At 31.3% G+C, this 20,957-nt stretch carries 17 protein-coding genes; all 17 read left to right on the plus strand.

Annotation, left to right across the window (positions count from 1 at the left end; genetic code table 11):
- Positions 1-172 precede the first annotated feature (172 nt).
- The 17 genes from TR13x_RS09880 (at position 173) to TR13x_RS09960 (ending at position 20,946) form a co-directional block, all read left to right on the plus strand.
- Entirely contained in the window at positions 173-1,174 is a 1,002-nt protein-coding gene (locus TR13x_RS09880) for a BMP family protein (RefSeq protein ID WP_054871771.1), read from the plus strand.
- A 95-nt stretch (positions 1,175-1,269) separates the two neighbouring features.
- Positions 1,270-2,784, plus strand: a complete 1,515-nt coding sequence (locus tag TR13x_RS09885) for an ABC transporter ATP-binding protein (RefSeq protein WP_054871772.1) — start codon at positions 1,270-1,272, stop codon at positions 2,782-2,784.
- A 31-nt stretch (positions 2,785-2,815) separates the two neighbouring features.
- Positions 2,816-3,925 carry an ABC transporter permease gene (locus TR13x_RS09890; protein WP_054871773.1) on the plus strand — a complete coding sequence of 370 codons (1,110 nt, stop codon included), beginning with the start codon at positions 2,816-2,818 and terminating at the stop codon, positions 3,923-3,925.
- Positions 3,926-4,858, plus strand: coding sequence for an ABC transporter permease (locus tag TR13x_RS09895; protein WP_054871774.1), 933 nt, complete (start codon positions 3,926-3,928; stop codon positions 4,856-4,858). It abuts the gene before it with no gap.
- A 156-nt stretch (positions 4,859-5,014) separates the two neighbouring features.
- Positions 5,015-6,397, plus strand: a complete 1,383-nt coding sequence (rpoN, locus tag TR13x_RS09900) for an RNA polymerase factor sigma-54 (protein WP_054871775.1) — start codon at positions 5,015-5,017, stop codon at positions 6,395-6,397.
- 212 nt (positions 6,398-6,609) lie between these two features.
- Positions 6,610-7,635, plus strand: a complete 1,026-nt coding sequence (locus TR13x_RS09905; protein ID WP_054871776.1) for a sugar-binding transcriptional regulator — start codon at positions 6,610-6,612, stop codon at positions 7,633-7,635.
- Between the two features lie 40 nt (positions 7,636-7,675).
- Positions 7,676-8,689: a type I glyceraldehyde-3-phosphate dehydrogenase gene (gap, locus tag TR13x_RS09910; RefSeq protein WP_054871777.1), complete on the plus strand. Its 1,014-nt coding sequence runs from the start codon at positions 7,676-7,678 to the stop codon at positions 8,687-8,689.
- A gap of 169 nt (positions 8,690-8,858) precedes the next feature.
- Complete coding sequence (locus tag TR13x_RS09915) at positions 8,859-10,052, plus strand: phosphoglycerate kinase (RefSeq protein ID WP_054871778.1); 1,194 nt, start codon at positions 8,859-8,861, stop codon at positions 10,050-10,052.
- Positions 10,053-10,063: 11 nt separating this feature from the next.
- Complete coding sequence (gene tpiA / locus TR13x_RS09920; protein ID WP_054871779.1) at positions 10,064-10,810, plus strand: triose-phosphate isomerase; 747 nt, start codon at positions 10,064-10,066, stop codon at positions 10,808-10,810.
- 14 nt (positions 10,811-10,824) lie between these two features.
- Complete coding sequence (gene gpmI / locus TR13x_RS09925; protein ID WP_054871780.1) at positions 10,825-12,357, plus strand: 2,3-bisphosphoglycerate-independent phosphoglycerate mutase; 1,533 nt, start codon at positions 10,825-10,827, stop codon at positions 12,355-12,357.
- A 146-nt stretch (positions 12,358-12,503) separates the two neighbouring features.
- Positions 12,504-13,793: a phosphopyruvate hydratase gene (gene eno, locus TR13x_RS09930; RefSeq protein WP_054871781.1), complete on the plus strand. Its 1,290-nt coding sequence runs from the start codon at positions 12,504-12,506 to the stop codon at positions 13,791-13,793.
- Between the two features lie 143 nt (positions 13,794-13,936).
- Positions 13,937-14,167, plus strand: coding sequence for a preprotein translocase subunit SecG (gene secG / locus TR13x_RS09935; RefSeq protein ID WP_054871782.1), 231 nt, complete (start codon positions 13,937-13,939; stop codon positions 14,165-14,167).
- Between the two features lie 19 nt (positions 14,168-14,186).
- Positions 14,187-16,199 carry a sodium-translocating pyrophosphatase gene (locus TR13x_RS09940; RefSeq protein WP_152912147.1) on the plus strand — a complete coding sequence of 671 codons (2,013 nt, stop codon included), beginning with the start codon at positions 14,187-14,189 and terminating at the stop codon, positions 16,197-16,199.
- A 167-nt stretch (positions 16,200-16,366) separates the two neighbouring features.
- Positions 16,367-17,140 (plus strand): alpha/beta fold hydrolase, encoded by a 774-nt coding sequence (locus TR13x_RS09945; protein ID WP_054871784.1) that lies wholly within the window; start codon positions 16,367-16,369, stop codon positions 17,138-17,140.
- Complete coding sequence (gene murF / locus TR13x_RS09950) at positions 17,133-18,770, plus strand: UDP-N-acetylmuramoyl-tripeptide--D-alanyl-D-alanine ligase (protein ID WP_054871785.1); 1,638 nt, start codon at positions 17,133-17,135, stop codon at positions 18,768-18,770. Before TR13x_RS09945 ends, murF begins: the two co-directional genes overlap by 8 nt.
- 114 nt (positions 18,771-18,884) lie before the next feature.
- Positions 18,885-20,048: a D-alanine--D-alanine ligase family protein gene (locus TR13x_RS09955; RefSeq protein ID WP_054871786.1), complete on the plus strand. Its 1,164-nt coding sequence runs from the start codon at positions 18,885-18,887 to the stop codon at positions 20,046-20,048.
- Positions 20,049-20,190: 142 nt separating this feature from the next.
- Positions 20,191-20,946, plus strand: a complete 756-nt coding sequence (locus tag TR13x_RS09960; RefSeq protein WP_054871787.1) for a carboxylesterase — start codon at positions 20,191-20,193, stop codon at positions 20,944-20,946.
- Positions 20,947-20,957: the final 11 nt, after the last annotated feature.

Raw genomic sequence — 20,957 nt, forward strand, 5'->3', positions numbered from 1 at the left:
GGATTTCATCAAAATCTTCCTTAATTTATTTTAATCGAAGATTTTGTTCTAGACTAGAAAAAAATTGAGAATTTTTAGAGGATTTTTAGAAACTTTATAGAATATTATAATTTGTCACTTAATTCTGCAAACTGGTTTGCAGACTAAATAATATTTAAGGAGGTATTTTAAAATGTCAAAGAAGATTATTGCACTTTTATTAACTACTGTTTTAGTACTTACTTTAGCAGTAGGATGTACTAGTAAAACTGAAAAAGTAACTATTGGTATGATTACTGATACTGGTGGATTAGGAGACCAGTCATTTAACGATTCTGCTTGGGATGGTTTAGCAAGAGCAGAAAAAGAGCTTGGTATTGAAAGAAAAGTATTAGAGTCAGATACTGCTGATGACTATTTACCAAACTTAACTAGTTTTGCTGAAGAAAATATGGATTTAATCATAGGAGTTGGATTCTTATTTAGTGAATCAATGAAAACAGCTGCAGAGCAATTCCCAAATCAAAAATTTGCTATAATTGACTCTGTAGTTGATGCTCCAAATGTTGCTTCATTAACATTCAAAGAAGAAGAAGGTTCATTCTTAGTAGGTGTTATAGCTGGACTTGCAACTAAAACTAATAAAATAGGTTTTATCGGTGGAATGAAATTCCCTCTAATCGAAAAATTTGAATATGGTTTTAGAGCAGGTGTTAAAGCTGTTAACCCTAATGCAGAAGTATTTGTAAACTATGCTGGTTCTTTTGAAGACGCTGCTAAAGGTAAAGAAATAGCATTAGTACAACATGAAAAAGGTGCTGACGTTATATACCATGCTGCTGGTGGTGTTGGCGTTGGACTAATCGAAGCAGCTAAAGAAAAAGGATTCTGGGCAATAGGTGTTGACAAAGACCAATCATCTCTAGCTCCAGAAAATGTTCTTTGCTCAATGGTTAAAAGAGTTGACAATGCAACATTCTATGTTGCTAAAGCTGTAAAAGAAGGAAAGTTTGAAGGTAAAGTTTACACTTATGGTTTAAAAGAAGAGGGTGTAGGCTACAGTGATAAAGCTGGTAACCTAACTCAAGAATTAAAAGATGCAGCTGAAAAATATAAGAAAGCTATAATTGAAGGTAAAATAATAGTTCCTAAAACTAAAGAAGAGTTTGAAGCTTTTAAAGCTCCAGAATTGTAAAAATATTTATACTTGATAAAATTTTATAATATCGGTTATAATAATTAGGTCAGATGTTACATCTGACCTAATTGTGTTTAAAGGAGGGAATAAGGATGAATTATGTAGTAGAGATGAAAAACATTACCAAAGTTTTCCCGGGTGTTGTAGCTAATGATAACGTTAATTTTTCAGTTAAGAAAGGCGAAATTCATGTTTTGTTAGGTGAGAATGGAGCTGGAAAAACTACTTTGATGAATATATTATATGGTTTATATGAGCCAACATCTGGTGAAATATATATTAAAGGGGAGAAAGTAGAAATAAAAAACCCGAATATAGCTATTGCAAAAGGGATAGGTATGGTACATCAGCACTTTATGTTGGTTGAGCCTTTTACAGTAGCGGAAAACATTATCCTAGGTACTGAACCTTCATTGTATGGCGGATTAAAATTGGACAAGGAAAAAGCAGTAGAACAAGTTAATAGAATTTCAAGCGAATATGGTTTAGCTGTAGACCCAAATGTAAAGATACAAGATATTTCTGTAGGTATGCAACAAAGAGTGGAAATATTAAAAGCTCTTTATAGAGGGGCTGAAATTCTAATACTCGATGAACCAACAGCAGTTCTTACTCCACAAGAAATTGAAGAACTTGGAGTAATTTTAAGAAACCTTTCTAATCAAGGTAAATCTATTATTTTGATTACACACAAGTTAAAAGAAGTAATGTCTATGAGTGATAGGGTAACAGTTATAAGAAGAGGTAAAGTTATAGATACTTTAAATACGAAAGACACTAATAGTGAAGAATTAGCTGAATTAATGGTAGGTAGAAAAGTTAATTTAGTAGTTCAAAAAGAAAAACAGGAAGCTGGTAAGCCGGTATTAGAGATTAAAGATTTGCATGCATTAGATAATAGGGGAGTGCCAGCGCTTAAAGGTATTAGTTTTGAAGTTAAAGCTGGAGAAATTTTTGCATTAGCTGGTGTAGATGGTAATGGTCAAACTGAATTAGTAGAAGTGATAACAGGATTAAGAAATGCAACACAAGGAAAGATTTTGCTAGAAGGTAAAGATATTACCAAATCAAAAACTAGAGAAATAATTGAAGAAGGTGTTGGCCATATACCTGAAGATAGACATAAGAGAGGATTAGTTCTTAATCACACACTAGCAGAAAATATGGTGCTTGGAAACCATTACAAAGAACCATTTAGTAAAAATGGAATTATGAATTACGATGTCATTCATGAACATGCTAAAAAGTTAATTGAAGAATTTGATGTTAGAACACCAAGTGAAGAAGTTACTGCAAAGTCACTTTCAGGAGGTAATCAACAGAAAGTTATTATAGCAAGAGAACTAAATAGAGATCCTGTATTATTAATTGCTTCACAGCCTACAAGAGGTTTAGATGTTGGTGCAATTGAATTTGTTCACAAAAGGTTAGTAGAACAGAGAAATAAAGGAAAGGCTGTACTTTTAGTTTCTCTAGAGTTAGATGAAGTTATGGCTTTAGCTGATAGAATAGGTGTAATATATGATGGTAAGCTTGTTGGAATTCTTGATGCAGAAGAAGCTACTGAGAAAAAACTTGGTATAATGATGGCAGGAGGAAAAGCTTAAATTTGTAATATTAATAAGGTGAGGTGAAACAATGGAAAAGGATAGCAAATTAAAAGTATTGATTGAAAATATAAAATTTCCATTATTAGCAATATTATTATCTTTCTTAATAGGTGCCTTATTCATTATCTGGACAGGTAACAATCCATTAGTTGCTTATTGGGCACTTTTTAGTGGTAGTTTAGGAGGTTTAGATAAGTTTGGACAAACGCTTTTAAAAACTACCCCATTGATATTTACTGGTTTATCAGTTGCATTTGCTTTTAGATGTGGTTTGTTTAACATAGGAGCTGAAGGACAATATGTAATTGGAGCATTAACAACTGTAGCTGCTGGCTATGTGTTTAGAGATTTGCCAGGATTCATACTTATACCTTTGATTATGATAATAGGCGCTTTAGGTGGTGCACTTTGGGCATCAATTGCAGGTTTTCTTAAGTCAAAATTAGGGGTACACGAGGTAATAACTACAATAATGCTTAACTATACAAGTATTCATGTAAGTAACTTTTTTGTTAGAACTGTGTTAAACCCTTCTACTTTAGAGGGTACTACACAAAAAGCTTATACAGTTTTACTACCTAAATCGGCAAGATTAACTCAATTAAGAGAGATTATACCATGGTTTGGTTACTCAAGTGTTCATACAGGGATATTTATAGCTATAATATGTGCTATTGCAGCATATTTTATATTATTTAAAACAACTCTAGGATATGAGATACGTTCGGTTGGACAAAATTCTTATGCAGCAGAATATGGTGGAATAAGTGTTTCTAAAAACCTTATTTTAGCAATGGTTATATCAGGTTTGTTTGCAGGATTAGCTGGTGCTACACAAGTAGCAGGTTTAACTTATAAAGTAGATATGGCACCTGCTTCACCTGGATATGGTTTTACAGGTATAGCTGTTGCATTAGTGGGTAAAAATCATCCACTTGGTGTATTAGCAAGTGCACTTTTATTTGGTATTTTAAGTAATGGTGCTAGAAAAATGCAAATTGCAGGTATTCCAAGAGAAGTAGTTGGAATAATACAAGGTATAATTATCATTTTCATTGCAGGTGAAAGAATTGTAAAATTTATATCTAAAATAAAAGAACGCAGAAGCAAAAAAGGCAACGTTGAGGGGGTGAATTAGGTGTTAGGAGTTATAATAGCAGTAATTGCATCAGCATTAAGACTAGCAACACCACTTATTTTCGCATCATTAGGAGGAGTTTTTTCAGAAAGGTCTGGTGTTGTTAATATAGCGCTTGAAGGTATTATGATAAATGGAGCTTTCTTTTCAATATTAACTGCTAAATTTACACATTTACCTTGGTTAGGAGTATTAGTAGCTGCTATTGTAGGTATATTAACTTCTTTGATTTTAGCTTTCTTAGCAATTCACTTAAAAGCTGATCAAGTAGTTACTGGTGTTGCAATAAACTTATTAGCAGCGAGTTTAACATCTTTCTTATTAGAAATGGTATGGCACAGGTCAGGTCAAACTGATCCAATTGAAAATGCAATAAGAGCTAAATCAATACCATTAATAGATAAAATACCGATTATTGGTGATTTAACTTCACAACTAACACCTTTTGTGTATTTAGCTATATTAGCTGTAATAGTATCATATTATGTTCTATATAAAACTCCTTTTGGTTTAAGAGTTAGAGCAGTTGGTGAACATCCAAGAGCAGCTGATACAGTAGGAATAAATGTATATAAGATTAGATATATATGTGTTATGATAAGTGGAGCATTAGCAGGAATTGCAGGTTCAGCATTATCATTAGGTGCAATAAGCTTGTTTAGAGAAGGGATGACAGCAGGTAAAGGTTTCATAGCTTTAGCAGCTATGATATTTGGTAAATGGCATCCTGTAGGTGCCCTTCTAGCTTGTTTATTCTTTGGATTTACAGAAGCTATCCAAATACAAGCATCAACTTTAGGATTAGGTTTTATACCATCAGAGTTTTTGCAAACAATACCTTATATAGCTACAATTTTAGCTTTAGCTGGTGTTGTAGGTAGAGCTGTTGCTCCAGCAGCAGATGGTATACCTTATGAAAAAGGTGAAAGATAAAAATTAAAAAGGTATTTTGCTCTCTGCCAAATAAGGTAGGGAGCTTTTATTTTGCATATGATTTCTGATATAATATTTTTAGAGCTGAATTAGTCATAAACTAGTAGTTAATACTATAGATATAGTAATAAATTAAACATTTTAGGAGTGAAATATATGAGACTTGGATTTGAATTGAGTCTTCAGCAGTCTCAGAAATTAATAATGACACCTGAATTAAGACAAGCTATTCAAATACTGCAGTTTACAAACTTTGAACTGCTGCAATTTATTGAGCAAGAATTGGAAAAAAATCCATTATTAGAAGTTGAATCTGGAGAAAGCAAGGTAGAAAGAGAAATAGATTTAGATAAAATAAAATCTGAAATAAACTGGAAGGAATACTTAGGCCAATATGATGATGCAAGTTATAGCAGAGGTTATAAAGAAAATGACAGTAATGATTGGATTTTAGAAAATTATATAACATACAAAACTACACTTAAAGAACATCTTCTGTTTCAATTAAATCTTACATTATTTAATGAAATGGAAAAAAAAATAGGTGAATTTATAATTGAAAGTTTAGATGAAAATGGTTATTTAAGAGTTACAACTGACGAGATAGCAAATCAGTTAAATATTGAAAACAATCAAGTTGAAAACGTTTTAAGGATAATTCAGACTTTTGATCCAGTTGGAGTAGGAGCTAAAGATTTGAAGGAGTGTCTAAAAATACAGTTAGAAGATAGGAAAATAAAGGATCCATACGTTTACAAAGTTTTAGATAGTTATTTAGAAGAGATTGGATGTAACAAACTTACTAAAATTGCAAAAGAATTGGGTATTAGTATAAAAAAGGTGCAATGGATATGTGATTTAATTAAATCTCTTGAGCCAAAGCCAGGAAGAAGTTTTATAAGTAGTAGTGAAGATGTAAAATTTATAAAGCCAGATGTTACTTTAGAGATTATTGATGATGAATATATTATATATGTAAATGATGTAACTGCGCCTAGACTAACTGTTAATAATTACTATAGAAGACTACTTAATCAAGCAATTGAAGAAGATATCGTTAAATTTATAAAAGGTAAGCTTGATTCTGCCTTATGGCTAATTAAGAGTATAGAACAAAGAAGAATGACAATTTACAAAGTAGTAGATGCAATAGTTAGACATCAAAGAGAGTTTTTTGAAAAGGGAAAAATAGCTTTAAAACCTTTATCATTAAAAATAGTAGCTGACGAGTTAGGAATACATGAATCTACAGTAAGTAGAGCAATAAATGGTAAATATATACAAACTCCTAGAGGAATATTTGAATTAAAATTTTTCTTTTCAAGAGGAGTATCATCGAATCAAGGAGAAATTTCTTCAACTAGCGTAAAATCTATTATAAAAGAGTTGGTAGAAAATGAGGACCCTAGAAAGCCATTGAGTGATCAAAAAATAACAGATATATTAAGAAATCAAAATATAAAAATATCTAGACGAACTGTAGCGAAATACAGAGATGAATTAAACATTCCTTCTTCAAATCTAAGAAAAAGATATTAGTAGAAAAAAATAAAATTTCTAATCTTGAAATTTAAAAGTATATTGATTATAATATAGTTGTTGGTAAATTTTTTTATTAGAAATGGGACGTAATAATCATATGCGGGACATTGAATGACCATCTGATTTATAATTATCCCTATATTTTAATGGACTAAGTGGGACATATACTGACATTATGGACACCATAAGTCCATAAGGAGAGAGAAATTATGAAAGATATTATAGAGCTACAAAGAAAAATTGTGCCTGAAATGATTGAGATTTTAGAAAAAAGGTATAATATTCTAAGGAACATATATTATAATCAACCAATAGGCAGAAGGACGTTAGCTAATAGTTTAAATATTGGAGAGAGAATTATAAGAACAGAAGTTAATATATTGAAAAAACAGGGTTTGTTGGAAATAAAATCTCAAGGTATGAATGTTACTGAAGAAGGTAAAATAATAATTGAGGATTTAAAAGATTTTATACATAGATTAAAAGGTCTGAATGGATTAGAAAAAAAATTAGAGCAGAAATTAAATATCAGTAATGTTATAGTAGTACCTGGTAATTACGATGAGGATAATTTAATTTTAAAGGATATTGGTAGAGCTTCAGCTAAGCATTTAAAACAAATTATAAAAAGTGATAGTATTATAGGAATAACTGGTGGTACAACAATGGCACAACTTGCTGAGGAAATGCCAAATCAAAAAGGAGAAAATGATATACTTGTGCTTCCTGCTAGAGGTGGTCTAGGAAGAAATGTAGAAGTTCAGGCTAATAATGTAGCAGCGAAGTTAGCACAAAAATTAGGTGGGCATTATAAATTGCTGCATGTACCCGATAACATTGGTAAAGAAGCACTTGACGCACTTTTGCAGATACCAGAAATTAGAGAAATTGTAGATGCTATAAAGAATCTAGATGTGTTAATATTTGGAATAGGCAGAGCAGATGTTATGGCAAAAAGAAGACAGCTTAGTATAGAAATAATTGAAGAATTAAAAATGAGAGGTGCAGTTGCAGAAGCTTTTGGACATTATTTTAATACAAAAGGAGAAAAAGTTTGGGAATCAAATTCAGTAGGCTTATCGTTGGTAGATTTTGAAAATCTAAAAAATGTAGTTGGAGTTGCATGTGGTGTGAGTAAGGCTGAAGCTATAATTGCTATTTGTAGCCTTAAAAGAGATATGACTTTAATTATAGATGAGGGAGCAGCTAGAAAGATATTAGAATTAGTCAAATAAGCTACAATGTGTAGCAAAAAATATAAAGGAGGAGTATACAATGGCTATTAAAGTTGGTATTAATGGTTTTGGAAGAATAGGAAGAAATGTTTTAAGATCAGCATTAGAGAATGGAGTTACTGAATTCGAGGTTGTAGCAATCAATGACTTAGCTAAACCAGAAGATTTAGCACATTTATTTAAATATGATTCATGTTTTGGAAAATTTGAAGGAACTGTAGCAGTAGAAGGAGATTACATAGTATTAAATGGAAAGAAAATAAAAGTTTTAAGCGAGAGAAACCCAGAAAACTTACCTTGGGGAGAATTAGGAGTAGATATCGTAATAGAATCAACTGGTATTTTCAGAGACAGAGAAGGTGCAGAAAAGCATATTAAAGCAGGAGCTAAAAAAGTTGTAATTAGTGCACCTGCTAAGGGTGAAGATGTAACAATAGTTATGGGTGTAAATGAAAAAGATTATGACCCAGCAAATCACAATATAATTTCAAACGCTTCTTGTACAACTAACTGTTTAGCACCAGTTGCTAAAGTTATATTAGAGAAATTTGGAATCAAAAAAGGTTTAATGACAACAGTTCACTCATATACAAATGACCAAAGAATATTGGATGCACCACATAAAGACCTAAGAAGAGCTAGAGCAGCTGCTGAATCAATTATTCCTACAACTACAGGAGCAGCTAAAGCAGTTGCATTAGTATTACCTGAATTAAAAGGAAAATTAAGTGGTATGGCAATGAGAGTGCCAACTCCAACAGTTTCAGTTGTAGATGTAGTATTTGAAATTGAGAAAGAAGCTACTGTAGAAGATGTAAATAAAGCTTTAAAGGAAGCTGCAGAAGGAGAATTAAAAGGAATCTTAGGATATTCAGAAGAACCACTAGTATCTATTGATTATAGAAAAGATTCTCATTCATCAATAGTTGATGCTTTATCAACTATGGTAATTGGTGGAAATATGTTAAAAGTTGTTTCATGGTATGACAATGAATGGGGATATTCAACAAGAGTTGTTGATTTAGTAAAATACATCATTGAAAAAGGACTATAAAAGATGCTGACCGGTTTTGTAGTTATCTACAAAACCGGCTTTACCTTTAGAAAAGAGTTTCGACAATATCAAAAGTTCTATGAAAAATTTGTGTTTTTCGTTTTTAACTTTCTAATTCAACGAAAAGCGAGTGACGAACGACCAATAACGATTTTTAAGGAGGGATAGTATGTTAAATAAAAGAACAGTTGAAGATTTAGACGTAAGAGGTAAAAAAGTACTAGTAAGATGCGATTTTAACGTACCAATGAATGAAAATGGTGAAATAACTGATGATAGAAGGATTAGAAGTGCAATTCCTACAATCGAATATATAATTAATAATGGCGGTAAAGTAATATTAATGTCACACTTAGGAAGGCCAAAAGGAGAGCCTAATCCTAAATACAGTTTAGAGCCAGTAGCAAAAAGATTATCTGAACTTTTAAATAAAGAGGTTATTTTTGCAGCAGATGATAATGTAGTTGGAGAAAATGCTAAGAAAGCTGTTGCAGAAATGAACGAAGGAGATGTAGTTTTACTACAAAATACTAGATATAGAAAAGAAGAAACAAAAAATGGTGAAGAGTTTGCAAAAGAGTTAGCTTCTTTAGCAGATTTATTTGTAAATGATGCTTTTGGTACAGCTCATAGAGCGCACGCTTCAAATGTTGGTGTAAGCCAGCATTTACCATCAGCTGTAGGATATCTTGTTAAAAAAGAAATTGAAGTTATGGGTAAAGCTATGTCAAATCCAGAAAGACCTTTTGTAGCTATACTTGGTGGTGCAAAAGTTTCAGATAAAATAGGTGTTATTGAAAATCTATTGGATAAAGTAGATAGCCTATTAATAGGTGGAGGAATGATGTTTACATTCCTAAAAGCAAAAGGATATGAAATAGGAAAATCTCTTTTAGAAGAAGATAAAATAGAGTTAGCTAAAGAACTTATCGCAAAAGCAGAGGAAAAAGGAGTAAAATTAGTACTACCTGTAGATACTGTTGTAGCAAAAGAGTTTAAGAATGATACTGAATTTAAAACTGTAAAGGTTGAAGAAATACCAGCAGATATGATGGGATTAGATATCGGAGAGGAAACAAGAAAAATATTTGCTGAAGAAATATTAAAAGCTAAAACTGTTGTATGGAACGGACCAATGGGCGTTTTTGAAATGGAGAACTTTGCAAAAGGAACAGAAGCAATAGCTGAAGCGATGGCAAAATCTGATGCTGTAACTATTGTTGGTGGAGGAGATAGTGCAGCAGCTGTTGAAAAAACAGGATATAACGATCAAATGACTCATATATCAACTGGTGGTGGAGCATCATTAGAATTCTTTGAAGGAAAAACACTACCTGGTATTGCAGCTATTGATGATAAGTAAGGGGGAGCATTATGAGAAGACCTATAATAGCAGGAAACTGGAAAATGCATAATACTATTGAAGAAGGTATTAAGCTGGTTAGAGAGATTAAGAATGTAGCTGATAATACAGATGTTGAAGTAGTTGTATGTGTACCTTTTACATCATTGAATGAAATAAAGAAAGAGCTTAAGGATACTAAAGTAAAATTAGGCGCTCAAAATATGCATTGGGAAGAAAAAGGAGCATTTACAGGAGAAATTTCTCCTTTAATGTTAAAGGAAATAGGAATTGATTATGTTATAATTGGTCATTCTGAGAGAAGACAGTATTTCAATGAAACTGATGAGACTGTTAACAAAAAGGTAATTTCTGCTTTAAAGTATGGAATAAAGCCTATTATTTGTGTTGGTGAAACTCTTGAGCAAAGAGAAAAGAATATAGAAAAAGATGTTGTTAAAAATCAGATTATGAAAGCATTAGAAAATGTAAGTGCTGAAGATATGCTTAATATAGTTATCGCTTATGAGCCTATTTGGGCAATAGGTACTGGAAGAACTGCTTCGAGTAAAGATGCGAATGATATGATTTTCTTTATTAGAGAGACAATTAAAGATAAATATGGAGTAGACATTTCTGAAGAAGTAAGGATACAATATGGAGGCAGCGTGAAACCTCATAATATTTCTGAATTAATGAACGAATCTGATATTGATGGAGCTTTGGTAGGCGGAGCAAGTCTAAAAGCAGAAGACTTTATAAATATTGTAAACTTTTAATGAGGAGGAAAAAAATGACTAACAAACCAGTAGCTCTAATAATACTTGATGGCTGGGGAATAGGCAAAGACTATGAAGGTAATGCTATATTGAAAGCTAAAACGCCTAATTACAAAATGCTATTAGAGAATTATCCTAGTACTAAACTAGAAGCTAGTGGGCTATCAGTAGGATTACCTGAAGGCCAAATGGGTAATTCAGAAGTAGGGCATTTAAATATTGGCGCAGGTAGAATAATCTATCAAGAATTTACTAGAATAAGTAAAGCAATAGAAAATGGCGAATTTTTTGAAAAACAAGAGTTTATAAAAGCAATTGAAAATGCAAAGAAGAACAATTCAAGTTTACACTTGATGGGTTTATTATCTGATGGTGGTGTTCACAGCCATAATACACACTTATATGCACTTTTAGATTTAGCACAAAAATATGGTTTAAAAGATGTATATATCCATTGTTTCTTAGATGGTAGAGATGTACCACCTAAAAGTGCTAAGAAATTTATTGAGGAATTAGAAAATAAAATTTCAGAACTAGGTGTTGGAAAGATAGCTACTATATCAGGTAGATATTATGCAATGGATAGAGATAAAAGATGGGATAGAACAAAGAAAGCTTATGATGCTATGGTATTAGGAAAAGGTAGAGTGGCTGCAACATCTATTGAAGCATTAAATAAATCTTATGATGAAGACATAACAGACGAGTTTGTTATACCTACTGTTATAGTAAAAGATGGCAGTCCTATTAAAGTAATTGAGGATAATGATTCAATAATATTCTTCAATTTTAGACCTGATAGAGCAAGACAAATAACTAGAGCTTTTGTTGATGATAACTTTGAGGGATTTGCTAGAGATAAAAAGGTAAGTGTATACTTTGTATGTATGACTCAATATGATAAAACTATTAATAATGTAGAAATAGCATATAAACCTCAGGTGTATGTAAATACTTTAGGTGAATATTTAAGTAAAAAAGGATTAAAGCAATTAAGGATAGCAGAAACTGAGAAATATGCTCATGTTACTTTCTTCTTTAATGGTGGTGTAGAAAAACCAAATGAAGGAGAAGAAAGAGTATTAATTCCTTCACCTAAAGTTGCAACATACGATCTTAAACCTGAAATGAGTGCAGTACAAGTTAAAGAAGAAGTAATGAAGAGGATAAATGAAAATAAATATGACTTTATAGTTTTAAACTTTGCAAACCCTGATATGGTAGGTCATACAGGGAAATTTGAAGCAGCAGTTAAAGCTATTGAGACAATAGATGAATGTTTAGGGGATGTAGTTAAATTAATAGTAGAAAAGGGCGGTAAAGCTTTGATTACTGCTGATCATGGTAATGCTGAAGAAATGATAGATGAAAATACAGGTAAATCAATAACAGCTCATACTACAAACAAAGTCCCTTGCATAGTTATAGGTGAAGGCAATGTAAAGTTAAGAGAAGGTATATTAGCTGATATTGCTCCAACTATACTTGATATGTTTGGTATAGAAAAGCCAAATGAAATGACAGGACAGTCACTAATCATCAAATAAAGGGACTTACCTATTAGTTATTGATATTTATAAACTAGAGAGTATTAACTAATAATTATAATTAGAACAAAATCTTTAATTTAAATAAATTAAAGAAGATTTTGTTGAAATCCATTGGATTATAAAATAAAAAGGAGGAATTTAAAATGACAATGATAATTGATGTTTATGCTAGAGAGATACTAGATTCAAGGGGAAATCCAACTGTTGAAGTTGAAGTTTGGACAGAAAGTGGTGCAATGGGAAGAGCAGCAGTACCATCAGGTGCATCAACTGGAGCTTTTGAAGCAGTAGAATTAAGAGATAATGATAAAACTAGATTTTTAGGAAAAGGTGTTACAAAAGCTGTTGAAAATGTTAATGAAATAATAGCTCCTGCAATAATTGGAATGGATGCTCTTGACCAAGTTGCAATAGATATGAAAATGTTAGAGTTAGATGGAACAGAGAATAAAGGTAAATTAGGTGCTAATGCTATTTTAGGTGTTTCAATGGCTGTTGCAAAAGCTGCAGCAGATGCATTAGGTATGCCATTATATCAATATTTAGGTGGAGTAAATGCTAAAACACTTCCAGTACCAATGATGAATATTTTAAATGGTGGTAAGCACGCTGATAATAATGTTGATATTCAAGAGTTTATGGTAATGCCTGTTGGAGCACCAAATTTCAGAGAGGCTTTAAGAATGGGTGCAGAAGTATTCCATAACTTAAAGAAAGTTCTAAAAGAAAAAGGTTTAAATACAGCTGTTGGTGATGAAGGTGGATTTGCTCCAAACCTTGGTTCAAATGAAGAAGCATTAGCTACAATTGTAGAAGCTATCAAAAAAGCTGGTTATAAACCAGGTGAAGAGATAGCACTAGCATTAGATGTTGCAGCAACTGAAATTTATGATAAAGAGAAGAAAGTTTACAGATTAGCTGGTGAAGGAAAAGAGCTAACTGCTGAAGAATTAGTAAACTTCTATAGTGACTTAGTTGATAAGTATCCTATCATTTCAATTGAAGATGGTTTAGATGAAGAAGATTGGGAAGGTTGGAAATTATTAACAGAAAAATTAGGCAATAAAATACAATTAGTAGGCGATGACCTATTTGTAACTAATACTAAGAGATTATCAAAAGGTATCGAAAAAGGCGTAGCTAATTCAATTCTTATTAAATTAAACCAAATAGGTACAATTACAGAAACTTTAGACGCAATCGAAATGGCGAAAAGAGCTGGATATACTGCAGTTGTATCACATAGATCAGGTGAAACAGAAGATGCAACTATTGCAGACTTCGTAGTAGCTACAAATGCAGGACAAATTAAAACTGGTGCACCTTCAAGAACTGATAGAGTTGCTAAATACAATCAGCTATTAAGAATCGAGGATATGTTAGGAAAAACTGCTCAATATAGAGGTAAGGAAGTATTCTATAACCTTAAATAATTACTTTAGTGAATATAAAAGAAAATTTTGCCAATAATAAGGGTAGGTGTCTGCTACCCTTATTTATTTGAACAAATTTATTGATTTTATTAATATCCTATGTTAAAATAGCTTTGTTAATTATTAGGTGGGGAGGTGTAAGGGTGAAGATACTATTTACTATATTAATTTTAGTTTCAAGTTTAGTTTTAATAGCAAGTATATTATTGCAATCAGGTAAAAATGCTGGCTTATCAGGAACTATAGCTGGTGGTGCCGAAAGTATATGGGGAAAAAATAAAAGTAGGACTTATGAAGGGATACTAAGTAAGATTACTAGTATTTCAGCTATTGTATTCGTACTATCTGCATTAGTACTTGCAGCTTTACAATAAAAAATTAAATAAGGGAGGTATTAAATTGAATATAATAGTGCCTATTATTGGTGTTGTAGCATTACTTTTTGCTTACTACAAAGCAGCTTCAATTAATAAAGTAGATGTTGGAACTGATAGAATGAAAGAAATATCTTCCTACATACAGGAAGGAGCTATGGCATTTTTATCAAGAGAGTATAAGACACTTGTAGTTTTTGTTGCAATACTATTTGTAATTTTAGGAATTGGTATAGGTTGGTATACAGCAATTTGTTTCGTTATAGGTGCAGTATTTTCAGCTTTAGCAGGATTCTTTGGAATGAGAGTTGCAACTAAAGCAAATGTAAGAACTGCAAATGCAGCAAAAGAGTCAGGAATGAACAAAGCTTTAGATGTTGCATTCTCAGGTGGAGCAGTTATGGGAATGGCAGTTGTTGGATTAGGCTTACTAGGTATTGGATCTTTATATTTAATATTTAAAGATCCTGCGATAATTACAGGTTTTGGTTTAGGTGCATCATCAATAGCTTTATTTGGTCGTGTTGGTGGTGGAATCTATACTAAGGCTGCAGACGTTGGAGCAGACTTAGTTGGTAAAGTAGAAGCTGGTATACCTGAAGATGACCCAAGAAACCCTGCTGTTATCGCTGATAACGTTGGTGACAATGTTGGGGACGTTGCAGGTATGGGTGCTGACTTATTCGAGTCATATGTTGGTTCAATAATTTCAGCAATCACATTAGGATTAATAGCTTTTGATATAAATGGTGCATTATATCCATTATTTTTAGCAAGTACAGGTATAGTAGCATCTATTATTGGTACATTCTTTGTTAGAGGAAAAGAAGATTCAGACCCACACAAAGCTTTAAAAATGGGTACTTATGTTAGTGGAATAATTACAATAGTAGTTGCATTTTTCCTAAGTAAATCATTACTTGGTTCACTTAAGCCATTTGCATCAATTGTGACTGGTTTGATCGTAGGTGTTATTATAGGACAACTTACAGAATACTATACTTCAGGAGATTTTAAACCAGTAAGAAGAATTGCAGACCAATCAGAAACAGGAAGTGCAACAAATATTATTAGTGGTTTAGCTGTAGGTATGCTATCAACAGCTCTTCCAATTTTAGTTATTGCTATAGGTATCTTAATAGCTTTCTATGCTAGTGGTGGAGCTGCTAGTGCGGGTGAAGGATTATACGGTATTGCATTAGCTGCTGTAGGTATGCTATCAACTGCCGCTATGACAATTGCAGTTGACGCTTATGGACCAATTGCTGATAATGCTGGTGGTATTGCAGAAATGTGTGAATTACCAAAAGAAGTACGTAATATAACTGATAAACTAGATGCAGTAGGAAATACTACAGCTGCTATAGGTAAAGGTTTTGCTATAGGTTCAGCAGCTCTTACAGCATTGGCGTTATTCGCTTCATATACTCAAGCAGTTAAATTAGCTAGTATAGATTTAACAAATCCAACAGTTATTGCAGGTTTATTAATAGGTGGTATGCTACCATTCTTATTCTCAGCAATAACTATGGAAGCAGTAGGTAAAGCTGCATTCAGTATGATAGAAGAGGTAAGAAGACAATTTAGAACTATACCAGGTATTATGGAAGGTAAAGCTAAACCTGAATATAAGAAATGTGTTGATATCAGTACAGCTGCTGCATTAAGAGAAATGATGGTTCCAGGTTTATTAGCAGTACTTGCTCCAGTTTTAACAGGAATAATCTTAGGAACAGAAGCTCTAGGAGGTCTTTTAGCAGGTGCTTTAGTTACAGGTGTTCTTATGGCAATCTTCATGGCTAATGCAGGTGGTGCATGGGATAATGCTAAGAAATATATAGAAGAAGGACACCATGGTGGAAAAGGTAGTGAAGCTCATAAAGCAGCAGTTGTTGGAGATACTGTTGGTGATCCATTTAAAGACACTTCAGGACCATCTATAAACATCTTAATTAAGCTTATGACTATTGTTGCTTTAGTATTTGCACCATTATTCTTGAAATTTGGTGGCTTAATAACAAAATTATTCTAGGAAAAAACCCTTCTCTTTTAGAGAAGGGTTTTTTTTAGTGAAGCTATTGGCCAACGACTATCGACTAATATAAAAAGTTTTGGTATACTTAAATAGGTAATGTAGTTATAATCAAGTATATGTATATAATAATTATGTAATAGAAATTAAACAGTAGGGTGATATAAATGAAAATAAATATTGATGGTTTAACAATAAATTACAAGTGTGAAGGAGAAGGGAAAAATATACTTTTATTACACGGATGGGGTGGGAATATAGATAGCTTTCTACCAGTATATAATCATTTGAAAAATAGATTTAGAGTTTATGCAATAGATTTTCCAGGGTTCGGTGAGAGTCAGCAGCCTAATGAAGTATGGGGAGTTTACGATTATGCTAGGCTGACAAAAAAGTTTATTGATAAAATGAATATGGAAGAAGTTATATTAATAGGACATTCTTTTGGAGGTAGAGTTTCAATTGTTTTAGCTAATAAATATCCCGAACTCATAAGAAAAATGATATTAGTTGATAGTGCTGGTTTAATACCAAGGAGAACTTTAAAGTATTACATTAAAGTTTATACTTTTAAGACTTTAAAGTTTTTATATAAGTTGTTATTTTTCTGGAAAGATAAAGAAGAAACTATGGAAAGATTTTATAAAAAATTTGGTTCTAAAGATTATCAACAAGCTGGTGATATGAGAAAGATTTTAGTAAAGGTTGTTAATGAAGATTTGAAACCTTTACTTAGAGGGATAAAAGCTTCTACTTTACTGATATGGGGTGAAAATGACGAAGCAACCCCTGTTTATATGGGGAAGATTATGGAAAAGGAGATTGAAGATAGTGGTTTAGTTGTTTTGAAAAATGCAGGGCATTTTTCATATCTTGACCAATATAATAGATTTATAGTAATTGTTGATAAGTTTTTAGAGGAGAGTGGAGTAAATGAGTGATATATTTTTGGTAATAAGTTTAGGGGTTTGGATTTTGGCCATATATCAAAGAAGTAAATATTTCTTACATATGATTCAACTTGAAGGGTATAAAAATAATAATTTTAAAAAGTGGATTAATGAATTTAATTATAAAGCTTTTTCTAGGAAACAGAAATATATTTTCTTCGGTATTGTAAAAGCTACAATTATTTATATTATTGCTACGATTATTGCTAAAAATGAGATTTTTACAATCACATATATCTTGCTTTGGATAGGTGGTATAGCCAATTCAATTAAATTTAAAAAAGAAAAAGTGAAAAAAGAATTAGTATTTACTAAAAGAGCAAAAAGATTGTTTATTTCAAACTTTATAGTAATAATAATTGAAATTTTGATAACAACAGTTATTTTAATAATGTTACCTTATGATAAGTACTATACTTATCCTCTAGCTTTGTTTTTGTTAAGCACTATATATTATTTTGAACCATATAATATGATATTAGCTAATATTTTAGTAGCTCCAATAGAAAAGAAGATTAATAAATATTATTATGATAAAGCTTATAATAAAATAAGAACTTTTAAAGATTTAAAAATTGTAGGCATTACAGGCAGTTTTGGAAAGACAAGTACGAAATTTATAACATCAACGATTTTACAAGAAAAGTATAAAGTGTTAAAAACACCAGAAAGCTACAATACTCCAATGGGCATTAGTAAAGTTATTAATAATGATTTGACTGACGAGTATGAAGTTTTTGTTGTAGAGATGGGAGCAAGAAACATAGGTGATATCAAAGAAGTAGCTAGACTTGCAAATCCTAAAATTGGAGTTTTAACAGCTGTAGGACCTACTCACTTAGAAACGTTTAAGAATGTAGAAAATATCATGAAGACAAAATATGAGCTAATTGAAGAGTTACCACCAGAAGGTATTGCAATTTTTAATTATGATAATAAATATATTAGAAAACTTGCTGATAAAACTTTTAAGGAAAAGATATTGTACGGTATGGAGGATATTGAAAAATTAGATATTTATGCTACAGATTTAGAAGTATCAGAATTTGGTTCTACCTTCATACTTAATGATAGAGAAGGAAATTCTGTCAAGTGCAGAACTAAATTGCTTGGCAAACATAATATACAGAATTTACTTGCAGGAGCATCTGTTGCTAAAGCTTTAGGATTAACCTTAGATGAGATAGCTAGAGGTATAGAAAAAGTAGAACCTGTTCCACATAGATTACAACTAATTAATCCAGGCACTGGAGTTATTGTTATTGATGATGCATTTAATTCTAACCCTATAGGGGCAAAAGCAGCACTCGATGTAATCAGTCAATTTAAAGATAGAAGAAAAATAATAATAACTCCTGGTATGATTGAATTAGGCGAGCAAGAAGTTGAAGCTAACAAAGAGTTTGGTAAAAATATAGCTAATGTATGTGATTATGTAATTCTTATTGGTCAAAATAGAACAAAACCTATTTTTGATGGATTGAGAGAAATGAATTATAGTAAAGAAAAAATAGTTGTAGTTAATACATTAAATGAAGCTACTATAAAATTGCAAGAGTTAGTGAAACCTGGTGACGTAGTTTTATTTGAAAATGATTTGCCAGATACTTATAACGAATAATTATTTAATTAAAGGTAGTGTTAAAAGTTTTATGAAAACTTATTCTTTTGATTATTAATTTGACGGATAGCGAATGGCAAATGACCATTGACGATAATTTTTAGGAGGGTTTTTATGAAAAAAAGAGTAGGTGTAATTTTTGGTGGAAGAAGTGTTGAGCATGAAGTATCTGTTATAACAGGGCTACAAGTCGTGGAAAATATTGACAAATCAAAATATGAAGTTATACCAATATATATAGATAAAGACGGTAAGTGGCTTGTTGGTGATTCATTAAGTAAATTTGAAAACTTTAAAAACAAAGAATTTAGAAATGTTAAAGAGGTAGTTTTAACTCCAAACTACAATAACAATAAAATATACTCTCATCCAGAGAAAACTAATTTATTTAGTAAGAAAATCTTAGAAACGCTAGATATAATTTTTCCAGCAGTTCATGGGACTAATGGGGAAGATGGTACATTACAAGGTTTATTTGAATTAATGAATATACCTTATGTAGGTGGTAGTGTATTAGCTTCATCTGTTGGAATGGATAAAGTTATGATGAAATCAGTTTTTAAGTCATATGATTTACCAATGGTTGATTATATATGGTTTTATAGAAGTAGATGGGAAGATAAAGAAAAATTGATTGAAGAAATAGAAGATACATTAGGATATCCAGTTTTCGTGAAACCTGCTAATTTAGGTTCAAGTATTGGAATTTCTAAAGCTAACGATAGAGAAAGTTTAATAAAAGCGATAGAAGTAGCTATTAGATATGATAGAAAGATAATTGTAGAAAAAGGAGTAGAAAAACCTAGAGAAATAAACTGTTCAGTTATTGGATATGATGATAAATTAAAAACTTCAGTTTGTGAAGAACCTATTGGATGGAAAGAATTGTTATCATTTGAAGATAAGTATATTAAAAGCAATACTAAAGGAGTTAAAAATAGTAGAAGAATAATACCGGCAAATATACCTGATGATATTAAAGATAAAATAGAGGAATTAGCGAAAAAAGCTTTTATGGCAATAGACTGCAGAGGTATAGCAAGAATTGACTTTTTATTAGATGACAAAAATAATATATATGTAAATGAGATTAATACAATGCCTGGTTCAATAGCTTATTATCTATGGGAACCAAAGGGTATATCATTTAAAGAATTAATAAACCAGTTAATAGATATAGCAATAAAGAGTCATGATGAAAAAAATAAAAATATGTATTCTTATGATGTCAATTTGTTCAATAAAATAGATTTTCAAAATAAAAGTAGTAAAATATAACATTAATTATGATTGGGACTAATAACAGTCCCAATTATTTTTTTAGCTAGAAGTTATTAACCATTATTTGCTTAAATTAAATTTATAAGCAAATAAATGTGCTATAATATGGAATAGAAACAAATAAAGGTTGGTGTTTAAAATGAAATATTTGCATGATAATGCTAAAGCATTTTATTTTAAAGGAAATAATATTGGCTGTCTGCTAATTCATGGCTTTACAGGTTCTCCAGCAGAAATGAAGCTATTGGGAGAATTTCTTCATAAGCAAGGTTGTACAGTAAATGGTGTATTGCTTAAAGGACATGGAACTAAAGTAGAAGATATGGAGCAGACTACTTGGAAAGATTGGTTATCATCGGCAGAAGTAGAGTTAATAGATTTAAAGCATAAATGCGATAAGGTAGTCGTAATTGGATTATCGATGGGAGGTATTATAGCACTTAATTTAGCAGAAAGATTTAACATAGATGCAGTAGTAAGTATTGCAGCTCCTATAAAAATAACAAATAGAAAGGTGTATTTTGCAAGAGTAATTAAGTATTTTAAAAAATACATACTAAAACCTGAGAAAAAATTTGATGAAGATGTAAAAGATTATTGTATAAGTTATGATAGAACACCAGTAGCTTTAATTCCTCATCTATTAAAGTTAATTAGAATTACAAAGAGAAGATTTAAAAAAGTTAAAGCTCCAATACTTATAATCCAATCAAAAAATGACAAAACTGTAAGATATGAAAGTGCTGAATATATTTTAAAGAAAGTTGGTTCTCAGTTTAAAAAATTAGTATATTTAAAAGAAAGTGGGCATGTAGTGACTTTAGACTTAGAAAGAGAAAAAGTATTTACTGAAATTAAAAAATTTTTGGTTGAAATAAATTTATTAAAATTTTAAATAGGGGGTAT

Origin of the sequence: Caloranaerobacter sp. TR13 (assembly GCF_001316435.1) — a bacterium.
Classification (GTDB): Bacteria; Bacillota; Clostridia; order Tissierellales; family Thermohalobacteraceae; genus Caloranaerobacter.

What these genes read in the sequence shown, in the direction of transcription:
- TR13x_RS09880 (WP_054871771.1), top strand. Translation starts at nt 173, where the DNA reads ATGTCAAAGAAGATTATTGCACTTTTATTAACTACTGTTTTAGTACTT.
- TR13x_RS09885 (WP_054871772.1), top strand. Translation starts at nt 1,270, where the DNA reads ATGAATTATGTAGTAGAGATGAAAAACATTACCAAAGTTTTCCCGGGT.
- TR13x_RS09890 (WP_054871773.1), top strand. Translation starts at nt 2,816, where the DNA reads ATGGAAAAGGATAGCAAATTAAAAGTATTGATTGAAAATATAAAATTT.
- rpoN (WP_054871775.1), top strand. Translation starts at nt 5,015, where the DNA reads ATGAGACTTGGATTTGAATTGAGTCTTCAGCAGTCTCAGAAATTAATA.
- TR13x_RS09905 (WP_054871776.1), top strand. Translation starts at nt 6,610, where the DNA reads ATGAAAGATATTATAGAGCTACAAAGAAAAATTGTGCCTGAAATGATT.
- gap (WP_054871777.1), top strand. Translation starts at nt 7,676, where the DNA reads ATGGCTATTAAAGTTGGTATTAATGGTTTTGGAAGAATAGGAAGAAAT.
- TR13x_RS09915 (WP_054871778.1), top strand. Translation starts at nt 8,859, where the DNA reads ATGTTAAATAAAAGAACAGTTGAAGATTTAGACGTAAGAGGTAAAAAA.
- tpiA (WP_054871779.1), top strand. Translation starts at nt 10,064, where the DNA reads ATGAGAAGACCTATAATAGCAGGAAACTGGAAAATGCATAATACTATT.
- gpmI (WP_054871780.1), top strand. Translation starts at nt 10,825, where the DNA reads ATGACTAACAAACCAGTAGCTCTAATAATACTTGATGGCTGGGGAATA.
- eno (WP_054871781.1), top strand. Translation starts at nt 12,504, where the DNA reads ATGACAATGATAATTGATGTTTATGCTAGAGAGATACTAGATTCAAGG.
- TR13x_RS09945 (WP_054871784.1), top strand. Translation starts at nt 16,367, where the DNA reads ATGAAAATAAATATTGATGGTTTAACAATAAATTACAAGTGTGAAGGA.
- murF (WP_054871785.1), top strand. Translation starts at nt 17,133, where the DNA reads ATGAGTGATATATTTTTGGTAATAAGTTTAGGGGTTTGGATTTTGGCC.
- TR13x_RS09955 (WP_054871786.1), top strand. Translation starts at nt 18,885, where the DNA reads ATGAAAAAAAGAGTAGGTGTAATTTTTGGTGGAAGAAGTGTTGAGCAT.
- TR13x_RS09960 (WP_054871787.1), top strand. Translation starts at nt 20,191, where the DNA reads ATGAAATATTTGCATGATAATGCTAAAGCATTTTATTTTAAAGGAAAT.